12 protein-coding genes are annotated in these 14,348 nt (G+C 64.3%); 7 read left to right on the top strand and 5 right to left on the bottom strand.

Annotation, left to right across the window (positions count from 1 at the left end):
* The first annotated feature begins 88 nt into the window (after positions 1-88).
* The 5 genes from AC1MBU_RS11870 (at position 89) to AC1MBU_RS11850 (ending at position 5,785) form a co-directional block, all read left to right on the top strand.
* Positions 89-808 carry an NUDIX hydrolase gene (locus tag AC1MBU_RS11870; protein WP_277358568.1) on the top strand — a complete coding sequence of 240 codons (720 nt, stop codon included), beginning with the start codon at positions 89-91 and terminating at the stop codon, positions 806-808.
* 66 nt (positions 809-874) lie between these two features.
* Positions 875-2,176, top strand: a complete 1,302-nt coding sequence (gene nadA, locus AC1MBU_RS11865) for a quinolinate synthase NadA (protein WP_277358567.1) — start codon at positions 875-877, stop codon at positions 2,174-2,176.
* Complete coding sequence (gene nadB, locus AC1MBU_RS11860; RefSeq protein WP_479787255.1) at positions 2,173-3,714, top strand: L-aspartate oxidase; 1,542 nt, start codon at positions 2,173-2,175, stop codon at positions 3,712-3,714. The genes nadA and nadB overlap by 4 nt, the downstream gene beginning before the upstream one ends.
* On the top strand, positions 3,711-4,640 hold the full coding sequence (nadC, locus tag AC1MBU_RS11855; protein WP_277358565.1) for a carboxylating nicotinate-nucleotide diphosphorylase: 930 nt from the start codon (positions 3,711-3,713) through the stop codon (positions 4,638-4,640). The genes nadB and nadC overlap by 4 nt, the downstream gene beginning before the upstream one ends.
* Positions 4,637-5,785: a cysteine desulfurase family protein gene (locus AC1MBU_RS11850; protein ID WP_479787254.1), complete on the top strand. Its 1,149-nt coding sequence runs from the start codon at positions 4,637-4,639 to the stop codon at positions 5,783-5,785. The genes nadC and AC1MBU_RS11850 overlap by 4 nt, the downstream gene beginning before the upstream one ends.
* Here AC1MBU_RS11850 and AC1MBU_RS11845 read toward each other — a convergent pair.
* Positions 5,747-6,640: an alpha/beta fold hydrolase gene (locus tag AC1MBU_RS11845; RefSeq protein ID WP_479787253.1), complete on the bottom strand. Its 894-nt coding sequence runs from the start codon at positions 6,638-6,640 to the stop codon at positions 5,747-5,749. The two genes, AC1MBU_RS11850 and AC1MBU_RS11845, sit on opposite strands and share 39 nt — an antisense overlap.
* A gap of 94 nt (positions 6,641-6,734) precedes the next feature.
* On the opposite strand from AC1MBU_RS11845, the gene AC1MBU_RS11840 reads away from it, so the two are divergent.
* Positions 6,735-7,517 carry a hypothetical protein gene (locus AC1MBU_RS11840; protein ID WP_479787252.1) on the top strand — a complete coding sequence of 261 codons (783 nt, stop codon included), beginning with the start codon at positions 6,735-6,737 and terminating at the stop codon, positions 7,515-7,517.
* A gap of 128 nt (positions 7,518-7,645) precedes the next feature.
* Here the strand turns inward: AC1MBU_RS11840 and AC1MBU_RS11835 are convergent, their stop codons facing one another.
* A complete protein-coding gene (locus tag AC1MBU_RS11835) occupies positions 7,646-8,569 on the bottom strand; it encodes an oxidoreductase (RefSeq protein WP_277358561.1) in 924 nt (307 codons plus the stop codon).
* Between the two features lie 91 nt (positions 8,570-8,660).
* Here AC1MBU_RS11835 and AC1MBU_RS11830 point away from each other — a divergent pair, with 91 nt between their 5' ends.
* Positions 8,661-9,464, top strand: coding sequence for a transglutaminase-like domain-containing protein (locus tag AC1MBU_RS11830; protein ID WP_346028136.1), 804 nt, complete (start codon positions 8,661-8,663; stop codon positions 9,462-9,464).
* Positions 9,465-9,551: 87 nt separating this feature from the next.
* On the opposite strand, the gene AC1MBU_RS11825 is transcribed toward AC1MBU_RS11830, so the two are convergent.
* From AC1MBU_RS11825 to AC1MBU_RS11815, 3 genes are read right to left on the bottom strand one after another with little or no spacing between them, the layout of a single operon-like run.
* Entirely contained in the window at positions 9,552-10,031 is a 480-nt protein-coding gene (locus AC1MBU_RS11825; protein WP_277358559.1) for a MarR family winged helix-turn-helix transcriptional regulator, read from the bottom strand.
* Entirely contained in the window at positions 10,024-11,106 is a 1,083-nt protein-coding gene (locus AC1MBU_RS11820; protein WP_479787251.1) for an LLM class flavin-dependent oxidoreductase, read from the bottom strand. The genes AC1MBU_RS11825 and AC1MBU_RS11820 overlap by 8 nt, the downstream gene beginning before the upstream one ends.
* Positions 11,107-11,141: 35 nt before the next feature.
* The gene (locus AC1MBU_RS11815) at positions 11,142-14,312 is read right to left on the bottom strand and encodes an efflux RND transporter permease subunit (RefSeq protein WP_479787250.1); all 3,171 of its coding nucleotides are present in this window, start codon (positions 14,310-14,312) and stop codon (positions 11,142-11,144) included.
* Positions 14,313-14,348: the final 36 nt, after the last annotated feature.

Raw genomic sequence — 14,348 nt, 5'->3', positions numbered from 1 at the left:
GCATCAATTCGGCGCCGATCGAGGTGCCGCGCTAGAATCACTTATAGTCATGATGACTATAAGTACGGAGGGTGAAGGGAGAGCCAGCATGAGCGCAACTTCAGCGAACGTCTCCGAACGACGCGTGCAGCCGCCGTCGTTGGCTATTTCCACAGTGATCTTCGCCCTGCGCCCGAGTGAGTCCTCGGGCAGGCCAACGCTGTGGTTGCCGTTGGTCAGGCGAATTCGCCAGCCGTACCTTGGCCAGTGGGCGCTGCCGGGTGGACCATTGGCGCACTCAGAGTCGCTCCAGGATGCGGCATCGCGCAACCTCCTCGAGACCACCGGGCTTGCACCTCGTTATCTGGAGCAGCTGTACGCCTTCGGAGGCCTGGACCGGTCTGCGGGGCAGCGTCTGGTGTCGATCGTGTACTGGGCGCTGGTTCAACCGGACGAGGCAGCGTTGACGCGCGAATCCGAGAACGTTCGGTGGTTCCGCGCGGACCGGTTGGAGTCGCTCGCCTTCGATCACAACGAAATCGTGAAGTACGCGCTCTGGCGGCTGCGCAACAAGATGGAGTACGGCTCGATTGCCTACCACCTTCTGGGCGAACGGTTCACGCTTGCGCAGGTCCGGGAGGTATACGAGGCGGTGCTCGACAAGGAACTGGACCCCGCCAACTTCCGTCGGCAGCTCCGTTCAACTCCGCACATCGAACCTACTGACGAGCACCTCACGGGCACACGGCACCGGCCACCGCGGCTCTACCGCTATGCCGGGCCCGTCCCGGACGGCAGTGTCAGGCAACCCCTGCCGGCCTCGCCTTGAAGGCACGCCCAGACCACCAAACACCCACCGGCTCACCGGAGCCCGTTTCCATCAGGGAGAACCACCATGACGAGCATTAATACCGCCATCCAACTCATGTCCCGCCAGGACGCCGAGCGGTCAAGCGCACGCGGTGGTACCTGCAGCCCGGACCTCGCGAGGGGACCATGGGAGTTCGACATGCCTGGCGTCTCCAATCAGGGTCCGGACTACGGGCCCGGCGCTTCGATGACTGACACGGCGCCGGTTTCAACGCCGCGGCAGGAGGTGCTTCCAGAGGAATACCAGCGGGCCGGTGAGGTGGAGCTCGAAGCGCGGATCCTCGCAGCAAAGGAAGCGATGGGCGAGCGCCTTGTCATCCTCGGCCACTTCTATCAGCGGGACGAGGTCGTCAAGCACGCTGACTTCGTGGGAGATTCCTTTCAGCTCGCCAACGCGGCGCTAACCCGGCCCGACGCCGAAGCCATCGTGTTTTGCGGAGTGCATTTCATGGCGGAGACCGCTGACATTCTGTCCAGTCCTGACCAGACTGTCATTCTGCCGAACCTTGCCGCGGGATGCTCGATGGCGGACATGGCTGACGCCGATTCGGTGGCGGACTGCTGGGAACAGCTCGAGGAGCTTTTCGGAACAGAGCCCGACGACGCCGGCCGCCAACCGGTCATCCCGGTCACCTACATGAATTCCTCAGCTGCGTTGAAGGCCTTCTGTGGCCGCCACGGCGGCATCGTTTGTACGTCGTCGAACGCTGCCACAGTGCTCGACTGGGCGTTCGAGCGGGGCCAGCGCGTTCTCTTCTTCCCGGATCAGCACCTGGGCCGGAATACAGCCAAAGCCATGGGGGTGCCGCTCGAGCGGATGCCCATGTGGAACCCCCGCAAGGTGCTGGGCGGCAACACCGAGCAGGAGCTCCTGGATTCGCAGGTCATCCTCTGGCACGGCTTTTGCTCCGTGCATAAGCGTTTCACCGTGAACCAGATCGAGAAGGCACGGGCTGATTACCCCGGGGTGAGGGTCATCGTGCACCCGGAGTGCCCCATGCCCGTTGTGGACGCCGCTGACGAAGCCGGGTCAACGGACTACATCCGGAAGGCAATCGCTGCGGCAGAGCCGGGTTCCGTGTTCGCGGTGGGGACAGAGATCAACATGGTGAACAGACTCGCCGCGGAGCATCCCGAGCACACCATCTTCTGCCTGGATCCCGTCATCTGCCCGTGCTCGACCATGTACCGGATCCATCCGGGCTATCTGGCATGGGTGCTTGAGGGACTGGTCGCAGGAGTGGTCCGCAATCAAATCGGAGTCGACTCCGACGTGGCGTCGGATGCACGGGTAGCGCTTGAGCGAATGCTGGCGGCCAAACCGTGACCGCCGTCCTCGTCATCGGCAGCGGAATCGCGGGGCTGTACACGGCGCTGGAGGTGCGCCGGCGAACTGATGCGCAGGTCACCGTTCTAGCCAAGGGCGCGCTTGTCGAGAGCAACACCTGGTACGCACAGGGCGGGATTGCTGCAGTGATTCCTGAGCCGGGCCAGGCCGGCGAGCGCCGCTTAGGCCTGCAGAATGACAGCATCGAGTCGCATGTAGCCGACACCCTTGCGGCAGGAGCGGGGCACTGCGACCGACGGGCCGCGCGCATTCTCTGTTCGGAGGCGGCCGCCCAGATTCAGAGGCTGGTGGATCTTGGAACACTCTTCGATCGCACCGCGGATGGTGATTTCGCAGTCGGTCGGGAAGCCGCGCACGCAGCCTCAAGGATTCTACATATTGGCGGGGATGCCACCGGGGCGGGAATCGCGGCTCCGCTCGTCCGTGCCGCTCAGGCGGATCCCGGCATCGGCGTGTGGGAGCACGCTTTTGCCGCGGACCTCGTCAGGGACAACGGGAGGGTAACCGGCGCCGTCGTCGTGCAGAACGGTGTCCATCGTGTAGTTTCCGCTGACGCGGTTGTGCTTGCGACAGGCGGTGCGGGAGGGCTCTTCCAGCACAGCACCAATCCGTCCGTGGCCACAGGCGACGGCGTCGCGGCGGCCTGGCGCGCCGGCGCGGCGGTGGCTGACCTCGAGTTTTTCCAGTTCCACCCGACATCGCTGAACGTCGCCGGGCATCCGCTCATTTCCGAGGCGGTGCGTGGGGAGGGCGCAGTGCTGAGGGACGCCTCAGGGCGTCGGTTCATGGCTGATTATCATCCTGCCGGTGAGCTTGCTCCGCGTGATGTTGTCTCCCGCAGCATCGCACTGCATCTTGCGCGGACCGGAGGGGAGGAAGTTTTTCTTGACGCGACGAACCTCGGTGCGGACTTCCTCGCTCAGCGGTTTCCGACGTTGAGCGCAGTGACTGCGCGTGCAGGCTTCGACTGGACACGCGACTTGCTCCCGGTTGTCCCTGCTGCCCACTACTGGATGGGCGGAGTGGTGACGGACACCGCAGGACGGACGTCCGTACCTGGGCTGTACGCCGTGGGGGAGGTTGCCCGAACCGGAGTGCACGGGGCCAACCGGCTCGCGTCCAACTCGCTGCTGGAGGGACTGGTGTTCGGCGCGCGGGCTGCGGAAGCGATCGCCGCAGAACGCATGCAGTGGCCGGCGGTCGAGGCGGAGGCGCTGAGCCTGGCGCCCGGTTCGGTACGCGCGGCCCGCGCTGACGTGCAGCGGGTGATGTCCGACCACGTCTCCATCCTGCGCGAGGATGCGGGGCTCCGTATTGCCTCGAAGCAACTCGCCGATTGGCATTCGAACGGCTCTTCTGTCGCGGAGCGGGAGACCGCGAATCTGCTCCTCTGTTCCCGGCTCGTCGCAGCGTCTGCGCTGGCACGCGCAGAATCGCGTGGAGCGCATTACCGAGCAGATTTTCCCGACACCTCCGCCCCCGAGGGCAGCCCCATCATCCTGAGGAGAGCTCCGTGAATTTCACACCGGCCAGACCATCCCCGGCCGACGTCGACCGCATTGTCGCAGCCGCGCTCGCCGAGGACGCGCCGTGGGGAGACATAACCTCGCAGGTACTCATTCCGGAGGAGGCACACGCTGAGGGGGTCGTTGTAGCGCGCGAACCCGGCATCTTCTGCGGAGAGCAGGTCATCGAGGCTTCCATGCGACTCACCGACCCGCGGATCCGCGTCACGTTCAGTGTGCGGGACGGCGACGCTTTCGACGCCGGCGCTGCGCTTGCTGCGGTGTCCGGTCCCGCCCGGTCGATCCTCACCGCTGAACGGGTCGCCCTGAACCTGGCGCAGCGACTGAGCGGTATCGCTACGCTCACCGGCAGATTTGTTGCGGAAGTAGCCGGGACCGGTGCGCGCGTGGTCGATACCCGCAAGACAACTCCCGGACTGCGCGTCCTGGAACGCCATGCGGTGCGCTGCGGCGGAGGGGCCAATCATCGCTTCAGCCTGTCCGATGCAGTGATGGCCAAGGACAACCATCTTGCGGTCCTGACCCAGGGCGGTGCGATCGGCCTTACGGAGGCACTCCGGGGAGTGCGTGCCAGGTTGCCGCATACCGTCCATTTCGAGGTCGAGGTTGACCGGCTCGATCAGATCGAGCCGGTGCTGGCAGCAGGCGTCGACACGATCATGCTCGACAACTTCAGCCTCGAGGATCTGGCCAGTGGAGTGAAGCAGGTCGCGGGGCGCGCGCTGGTGGAAGCAAGCGGCAACGTCCGGCTCGAGTCGATCGGCGCTATTGCGCGCACCGGCGTCGATATTATCTCGTCCGGTGCGCTCACCCACAGCGTTAAGGCACTGGACCTCGGGTTGGACATCCATATCGATGCGCTTGCGCGGGAGGACGGTTCCGGCTCCACCCGCGAAATTCCCGGGAGCGTGCGGTGATCTATCTCGATGCTGCGGCCACCACTCCGGTTCGCCGGGAGGCACTCGAAGCGATGTGGCCGCTGCTCACCACGGACTATGGTAATCCGTCGAGTTCCCATACGGTCGGTGAATCGGCCGCGCGCGCTCTCGACTACGCACGCCGTCTGGTGGCCAGGGAACTCAACTGCAAACCGAACGACGTCGTCTTCACCTCGGGCGGCACAGAGGCTGACAACCTGGCAATCAAGGGCATATCCCTGGCCCGTCCGAAGGGGAAGCATGTTGTTGCATCCGCAATCGAACATCCGGCCGTCCTGGAAACGCTGGACTATCTGCAGCGGTTTCACGGCTTCCGGATATCCCTTCTTCCTGTAACCGCGGAGGGACTGGTGGAGGAAGCGACTCTCCGCGCTGTCCTCACGGAAGAGACCACGTTGTGCACCATCATGTACGCGAATAACGAGGTGGGGACGGTGCAGTCAATTCCAGCGTTGGCCTCGATCTGCCGGGAACAGGGCGTTCCCTTCCACACCGATGCAGTGCAGGCGGCGGGATGGCTGCCGCTGGATAGTGCAGAGCTCGGCGTGGACGCTCTCAGCATCTCGGGTCACAAGCTCGGCGCGCCGAAGGGCTGTGGTGTTCTGTTCATCCGCTCGCGCCTTCCATTGGAACCGCTCGTTCATGGAGGCGGGCAGGAGCGGGGGAAGCGGTCAGGTACTGAGAATGTAGCGGGTGCGGTGGCCATGGCGACTGCCTTGAAGCTTGCCCAGCAGGAGCGTACCGCAAATACAGCGGCCTCGATCCTGCGCCGTGACCATCTGATCAGCGCCGTACTTAAGGGGGTCGAGGGCGCACTCCTGACGGGTCACCGGGAGCAGCGGTTGCCGAATATTGCCTCGTTCTGCTTTCCGGGCGCCAGCGGCGAGGCGATCCTGCTGGAACTGGAGCGCGCCGGAGTCGTGACCTCAAGCGGTTCGGCCTGCGCGGCCGGCGCCAGCGAGCCCTCGGCGGTTCTGCTGGCGCTGGGCCTGGGACCGGACATCGCCCAGACAGCACTGCGGTTGTCGTGGACGGCCGCAACGAGTGATGCAGAGATTGCGCTCGCCGGGCGCGCGGTTGTCGCTTCAGTCAGGAGCATCCAGAGTCTTGGAAGCCGCACGTAAGGCCGTCATCAACCCTGCCGTTTCGGCTGGATTTTCTATCTGCGCGAAGTGTCCGGTGCGGTTCAGCACCACGCTTTGTGAATGCGGCATGAGGGCAGCCAGGGAACGCAGCTCGCCGGGCGGGGTGAAGATGTCCTTGCTGCCGCGAGCGAGAACTACGGGGGCGGTGATGGAGTGCCAGGTGCCGGCGTCGTACTTTTTCAGAGCGTGTGCTGCAGCAATGAAGGACGCCGGCCGCGCATCGAGCGCAAGGTCAGCGAACACGGGGCGCTGCAGGTCAACAGGGGCGGCGAAGAACGGGCCAAGGACGAGCCTCAGTAATCCCGCGCGCTCTGCCCTACGCAGTAGCCAGGGGGCTGCTCTCCCGAGTATCCGCAGAATAAACATGAGTCCGAACATGCCAAGAAGCGGTGCCATGGAGGGATGGCGGAGCGGGTGGTTCAGGGCGGCGCCGGCTGTCAGTGCGGTTGGTGAAAGAGCGACGACGGCGTGCGTTTCTTCCGGATGCGACGCCGCAATGTCCAGCGCCAATACCGCGCCCATCGAATGCCCGAAGAGGTACCAGGACCGGTAGTTGAGACCCCTCAGGACCTCGGCGACGGCCCTGCTCTGCTGCTCAACCGTGAAGGGCAGCATGCCGGGGGATTCTCCCCAGCCCGGCAGGTCAATCATGACGTGGTCGCAGGTGTCCGGCAGCACTGGACTCCGAACGAGCTCACGGAACGTACGCCATGAGCCCGATGCGCCATGCAGCAGAACCCATGGCGGGGTGCCCGGTGTGATCCGGGCACTCGAATGGGCCGGGCGTACGCGCACTGCGACTGAGCCCAGGGATGTATGGATGAACCGCTTCATGTAGGTGATTCTGCGCCGCTCCCGCCGCGGATGTCTCCGAAGTGGTGTGCTTCACTGCATAGAGTGGACATCAGGTCATTCGAAAGGAGCTGTTATGAAACGCACCGTCGGGTCCCGTGCGCTGGGGGCTGTGCTGATTCTCGCCGTCGCAGCCACCATCACCGGCTGTGACGACTTCGTTGTCGGCGACCGGCCGCCTGCCAGTCCTGCTGCAAGTGCAACGAATGATGCTCCGGCTTCGGCAAGCGCCAGCCCTACTCCCGTTGCGCTTCCCATGCTCCCGGAACGGACGGCGCCGGGGAATGGATGGACCGCATTCACCGACGAACAGAGACTTGTCAGTTTCGAGGTGCCCGAGGACTGGACGGTGGAGCCGATCGAAGATTCGGGTGAGGGGTATGACGAGGGAGGCCTGCACTTCGACGTGTCGAACGCGGAGGGCGCCAGCATGGCAGAGCTGCATACCCGAATCATCCCGCCCTCCGAGGAATGCGGCGAGGAGGCAGCGAACCCGTACATCGTTCTGACCAGCGAGCCGGTTGATGTTCCATCCACAGCAGAGGCAGAGGGCTCGATCGAGCCGCGCTTTGTTGTGCGGCTCATCCAGGGCTACCGGTTCTTCAGCTCGTATGGGATCACGGACATGGTGGGCGGAGCCGATGGAGCGGCGTGTGTCCTGAACAACACAGTGCAGGGACCGGAGCACATCGGCCTGTACGCCTTCGGCGACGGCATCCAGCTCCAGGCACTGGATCCGACGCAGGTCGGCTCGCGGACGGAATCATTTGCGACCATCGCCGAGGCCCAGAAGCGATTCGATCAGGAGGACTTCGAGCGGATCCGCCGGATGATCATGTCCCTCCAGGTTGCGAGCTGACCTGGCGCCGCTTTCCTGCTTGGAAGCTCCGTTAGCGTGAAGCTCTGCGAGCGCGACCTACTCGGAGACGGCCTTGCTCACGTCAGCGGGCAGCATGCTTACTATCGCGTTCGGTTCAAGGGCAGGGATCAGGCGGCAGGAAGCCCCGCATACGTCACACCGGTCAGCTCTTCACTCGCCGCCCAGAGCTTCGCAGCAACACCCTCGTCGAGGACTGACGGAGCCGGAGCTACCAGCACGGCGTTCCCGTGGGTTTCGCCCGGTCCATCCGGGCCGTAGTAATCACCACCATGAACGTGCGGGCCGGTTGCTGCAAGAAGGATAGGCTGTGCGCCGTCCACATCCGACTGGCCCATGATCCGGAAGAATCCGCCCATGAGATCGAGCACGGCTGCTCCGCGCATCCCGGCCGTCAGGTTGGTCGTTGACAGACCCGGGTGGGCGGCAACGGCGATAAGCGGCCAACCGGCCGCCCGTACCCGCCGGTCGAGTTCCATGGTGAACATGAGGTTCGCGAGCTTGCTCTGGTTATAGGCCTTCCAGGCACGGTACCGGGCATCGGAATTCAGATCGGAAAAGTCGATGTGTCCGCGCTTGTGGGCCAGGGAAGAGACCGTCACAACCCTCGCGGACGGAGACTGCCGCAGGAAGTCCAACAGCAGGCCGGTCAGTGCGAAGTGCCCCAGATGGTTGATGCCGAACTGCTGCTCAAAACCATCAACCGTGCGCTTCAATGGTGTGGCCATGACTCCGGCATTGTTGACCAGGAGGTCCAGGGGGCCGGTCCAGTCTCGAGCGAACGAACGTACCGACTCCAGGTTTCCGAGATCGAGCTGCCGCAGCGTCAGTGACCCGCTGTCTGAGGCAATGCGTGCCCGCTCCAGCGCGGCCGCTCCGCGTTCCTCGCTGCGGCACGCCAGAACCACCGACGCCCCGCGCTGGGCCAGATCGATGACGGTCTGTAGCCCCAACCCGCTGTTGGCGCCGGTCACAACGGCGGTCAGGCCGTCCAGGCGGTGGTTTGCGGAGCTGTCAGTGGTAGAGCGATTCACCAGGGGCGCCTTTCTCGTCGTACCGTGTTACAGCCAGTGTTTCAGACCGGCACCGTTCACCGCTCATCGACGTCCGCCAGGAGCTACCGGAATGAATCGATCAGTCACGGCTCGTCTCACCGCAAATACCCGGGCCAACACATCAATGGCCTTTTCCGTAGCGGTGGCGCGAAACTCCGGGTATTCAGCGGTGAACGAAGTCCTTGAGATCACGGCCAACGGAGAACCGGTAGCGCCAACCCCCATCCGGGACAGCCATGGCGGGATCCTCCACACGCTCACCCTCGAGCAGCCGTCGGTGCTCGAACTGACCTACCGGGCCGAGGTACGGGGTTCAGCCGCCGCGCCGGAGGAGGACGACGCCGACCTCATCCGGTACGTCCGCCCAAGCCGATATTGTGAATCCGACCGGTTGCTGCCGACGTCGTACAGTCTGTTCGGAAACCTGCACGGCAGCGAGCTGCTGGCCGCTGTGCGCGCCTGGGTAAGCGGCAACATCAGTTATGTCTCGGGATCATCCCGGCCAACCGACGGTGCCACGCAGACACTGCTTGACCGCAGAGGAGTTTGCCGCGACTACGCCCATCTGGTGATCGCGCTGCTGCGGGCCAAGGACGTACCCGCGCGCCTGGTGTCCGTTTATGCTCCCGGCCTGAATCCGATGGACTTCCATGCGGTGGTTGAGGCCTGGGTGGACGAAGCGTGGCATGTCGTCGACGCAACAGGGCTCGCTCCTCGGACCAACCTGCTGCGCATCGCAACCGGGCGGGACGCCTCGGATACCGCGTTTCTCTCCACGGTCGGCGGGAGCCTCACCCTGGACACGCTGCAGGTCACCGCTGTGGCAGACACCTTGCACGACGACGACGGCACCTCGCCGGTCCAGCTCGGCTAGCGTAGAGCGGCCGGCCGGCCGGCTATTCAGCCAGCCGAAAGCGGAGCGAAGCGAGCGGAAACCGACGAAACCGACGACAAGTGGCGCTCAGTCCGGCCGGTGAGCGCCGTCGTCGTGCTCCAGGCCCGCCCGGAGCTTGGTGGTCAGGGTCAACAGCTGTTCCATTTCCTCTTCGTTCAGAAGGGGACCGAGCAGCGCGTGGATGGCGCGCACGTGTGCCGAACCGATCTCGCGCTGCAGGCGACGGCCTTCGTCGGTGAGTGACAACAGCACACCGCGCTGATCATCCGGCGCCTGCCTGCGCTGCACGAGGCCCTTGTGCTCAAGGCGCTCAGCCATCCGGCTCAGGCTTGGCTGGCTGATCAACAGATGGCTGTTCAGCTCGTTGAGCCGTGTCCAACCGGTGGGACAGCGGCTGAGGTTGAAAAGGACGTCATACTCCCCGATGGCGAGCGTCTGAAAGGAAGGATCCCGCCGGAGTCTGCGCATCACCGCCACCTGCGCCCGGAAGAGGGACTCCCAGGCGTCGGCAGTGAGGCGCAGCGGTGTTGCCGGAGACTCAGGCATGGGCAGACACCGCAGCCAGCCGGTTCTCGAAGGTCGGGGGAGCGGGTATCGAGGCCGGCGTGCGCTCAGCAATTTCCTTGCGCAGCGTGGGCAGCACATCGGAGCCGAACAGGTCCAACTGCTCCAGGACGGTTTTCAGTGGAAGTCCCGCGTGGTCCACGAGGAACAGCTGACGCTGGTAGTCCCCGAAGAACTCCCGGAAGGAGAGCGTCTTGTCAATCAGCTCCTGCGGACTGCCGACGGTCAGGGGTGTCTGCGAGGTGAAGTCCTCCAGCGACGGCCCGTGCCCGTAAACCGGTGCATTGTCGAAGTAGGGGCGGAAGTCGTTCACGGCGTCCTGGGACTTCGGCCGAATGAAGAACTGTCCGCCGAGCCCGACAATTGCCTGCTCGGGTGTGCCATGGCCGTAATGGGCGTACCGCTCGCGGTAAAGCGAGATCAGCTGTTGGTAGTGCTCCTTCGGCCAGAAGATGTTGTTGGCGAAGTAGCCGTCGCCATAATAGGCGGCGATCTCCGCGACCTGCGGCGTGCGGATGGTGCCGTGCCAGACGAAGGGTGCAACACCGTCGAGCGGCCGGGGTGTGGAGGTGAAGTTATGCAGGGGGGTGCGGTGCTTGCCCTCCCAGGTCACCACGTCCTCGTCCCAGAGCCGGCGCAGCAGATGGTAGTTCTCAACGGTGAGGTCCACGCTGTCCTGCGGATTTTTGCCAAACCAGGGGTAGACGGGCGCCGTGTTGCCGCGTCCCAGGATCAGGTCCACCCGACCATCGGCGAGATGCTGCAGCATCGCGTAATCTTCGGCGATCTTGACCGGGTCATTGGTGGTGATCAGCGTGGTCGAGGTGGAGAGGATGATCCGCGACGTCTGCGCTGCCACATAGCCAAGCATGGTGGTGGGGGAGCTGGGAACAAAGGGCCGGTTGTGGTGCTCACCGGTCGCGAAGACATCCATGCCGACGTCTTCGGCGTGCTTGGCGATGGTCACCATGGCCTTGATGCGCTCGTGTTCGCTCGGTGCTTTGCCCGTGGTGGGATCAACCGTTACGTCCCCGACGCTGAAGATACCGATCTGCATGGGATTCCTCCTCCTAGAAGTACATGCATTTGCATCTACTGTACTCCGTAACCAGCAGGCTCCGGGATTTGTTCCCGTTCACGACCCACCGCAGCACGCCGCTCCCGCCGGCCTTCGATGAGGCGGTAGAGCACCGGAACCAGTACCAGGGTCAACAGCGTCGAAGAGACAAGACCACCAACGACGACGACGGCAAGCGGTTGGGAGATGAACCCGCCTTCTCCGGTCAGACCGAGGGCCATCGGGGTCAGGGCGAAGACCGTTGCAAGGGCCGTCATCAGGATGGGACGAAGACGTTGCCTGGACCCGCGGGTGACTGCATCGGCAACGCTCAGCCCCGGCGAACCATTCTGCGGCCGGCGGTACTGGTTGATCAGGTCAATGAGCACGATCGCGTTCGTTACAACGATGCCGACCAGCATGAGCATGCCGATCAGTGAGGGCAGCCCGAGCGGGATTCCCGTGAGAACAAGCAGGGCAATCGCACCGGTGGCCGCGAAAGGAACCGAGACGAGGAGGATAAGCGGCTGGATGAGGCTCTTGAACGTTGCCACCATGATCACGTACACGATCGCCACCGCCGCCCAGAGCGCGAGGAAGAGCTGGCCGAAGGAATCAGCTTGCTGTTCGGACGCGCCGCCCAGTGTGGCAGTGGCCCCGGCTGGCAGCGTGACGGCGTCCAGCCGCTCAGTGACGGACGCCGTCAGTGCGCCCAGATTGTCCTGGGACGGCGTGATGGAAACCTGCGCTGTCCGCTCGCCGTTTGAACTGGTGATCGTCAGCGGAACCTGGACCTCTTCCACCGTGGCGACATCCGTCAGCGGGATTGGCCCGGCCGGCGTCGGCAACGAGAGATTGCGGAGTTGGTCCACGCTGGTGATTTCCGTTCCCTCACCGATCAGGATGGGGTAATCCGTGGCATCGAGCCGGACGGTGCCTCCCGGAACGGCGCTGATGCTGCCGCCCAACAGCGCGCCGATCTGGCCCTCGGTCAGCCCTGCCTCCACCGCCGCGTTCCGGTCCACGCTCACCTGGATCTGCGGCTGGGCGGCGGCGAGGTTCGACGTCACATCGCGAGCTCCCGGCACCCCCTGCATGGCGGCGACGACGGCCTGGCTTGCCTTAGCGAGGACGTCCGGTTCGGGGGCAGTGATATTGATGTCCACCGTGCTCGACGTCCCCAATCCACCCTGTTGGTTGGACAGCGAGATCTCGCCCGCTCCCTCAAGCTCGTTGAGCGCGGAGCGAACCTCGTTCTGCAGCTGCTGCTGGTCTGCGTCCTCCTCGGTAGTCACGGTGAACTGCGCGGTGGAAGCGCCGGCGGAAAAACGGGCTCCGACTGCCCCCGCTGCGTTCCCGACCGTGACCTGCACGTCACGGATCTCCTCGAAACCGGCCAGCGCTTCCTCCACGCGCCCCGCTTCGGCAACGGTGTTCTCAAGACTTGACCCCGGCTGCTGGCGCTGGATGACGCTGAAACTGTTCTGACCGGTGTTGCCCAGGAGATTGGTCTGCATGAAGGGAACCAGCGCCACTGTTCCGGCAAGCACTAGCGCTCCGGCCACCACAGTCCACACCGGATGGTGTTGGGTTATCCGGAGGATGGGAAGGTACCCCCGCTGGAGCCAGGACCGCTGCTCCTTTTCCTCAGCGCGGTGCCGCTGCTCCGCCGTAGCAGTCGCAGCCGACGCCGGATCTGCCTGATCGGCTGCGATCCGCGTCCGCGGCAGAAACCAGTAGGCCAGCACCGGGACGATTGTCAGCGACACAGCCAGGGACGCCAGCAGCGCAATCGTGACGGTCAACGCAAACGGCCGGAACAGCTCACCCGCCAGATCCCCGACAAAGGCGATCGGGGCAAAAACCGCCACCGTGGTCAGCGTGGAAGCTGTAATGGCGCCGGCAACCTCGCGGATGGCGGTGAGGATGGCCGAGCGTTTGTCCTCGCCGTAACTGAGGTGACGCTTGATGTTCTCAATGACCACGATCGAGTCATCAACGACCCGGCCGATCGCAATAGTCAGCGCACCGAGCGTCAGGATATTGAGCGAGTAGCCGGTAGCCCACAACCCGATGAACGTGATCAGCAGCGACAGCGGGATGGACACTGCGGTCACCAGCGTGGACCGCGCGGAGAGAAGGAAGACCAGAATAACGACGACGGCGAAGCCCAGCCCCAGCAGCCCCTCGGTTGTGAGGTCGGCGATGGAACGCTCGATGAAGGGCGCTTGGTCGAAGATCACCGTGATATTCGCGCCGTCGCCCAGTTCAGCCTCAAGCTCGGGGATCAGGGCAGTCACCGCATTGGAGAGAGTCACGGTATCTGCGGACGGAACCTTCGTTACCGTGAGCGCGAGTGTTTCGGTGCCGTTGGTACGCGTGATGGACGTGGCGTCGTCGTCGGCTATTGAAACCTCCGCAACCTCCCCAATTGTTGCCGGGTCGGTGGCGCCTGTACTGGCTTCCGGTGGCAGGATCGGCAGGGCGCGGATGTCGTCCAGCGACTGCACGGGACTGCCCGCCTGGATCGTAAGGGAACGTTCGCCCTCCTCGAGGGTGCCGATGGGAAACAGCTCGCCGTTGTTTTCGAGGGCGTCGATGATGTCGCCGGTGGATAGTCCCTGTGCAGCGAGATCTTCCTGGCGGGGAAGGATGGAGATGTGCTGTTCGGCACCGCCGGTGATCTCGGCGCTGCGAACACCCTCTACCTTTTGAAGCCGCGGCACCGTGAGCCTCGTCAGTTCCTCGCCCAGTTCGCTCAGGGAGCGGTCTGAGGACACGGCCATGAAGACAACGGGGAGGTCGTTGATGCTTCCGGCCAACGACTGCGGCTCAACGTCGTCCGGCAGGGCAGAACGTACGGTCGAGATGGCGCGGTCCACCTGCCCTCGGGCGCGGTCCAGATCCGTACCGTAGGCGAACATCAAGCTGACGGTGGAAACGCCGTTCCGCGACGTCGTCGAGGACGATTCAAGGCCTTCGACACCGCTGAGGGCACTTTCCAACGGTTCGCTGACCTGCTTGTCCAGGTACTCCGGCCCGGCCCCCGGCAATGAGGAAACCACAGTGATCTGCGGGAACTCCAGCGAGGGGATGAGCTCCTGCTTCAGGGAACCCATGGCGATCACACCGAACACCGCCGCACACACGGTGATGAGGGCAATCAGTGCGCGGTTCGCCAGGGATAGCTGCGCCAAACGGAACATCGGTTCTGCCTTCTGCGGGCATCCAGTCCTGGCGGC

The organism is Arthrobacter sp. PTI12 (genome assembly GCF_056679915.1).
This window is presented reverse-complemented; position numbering and strand designations above follow the sequence as displayed.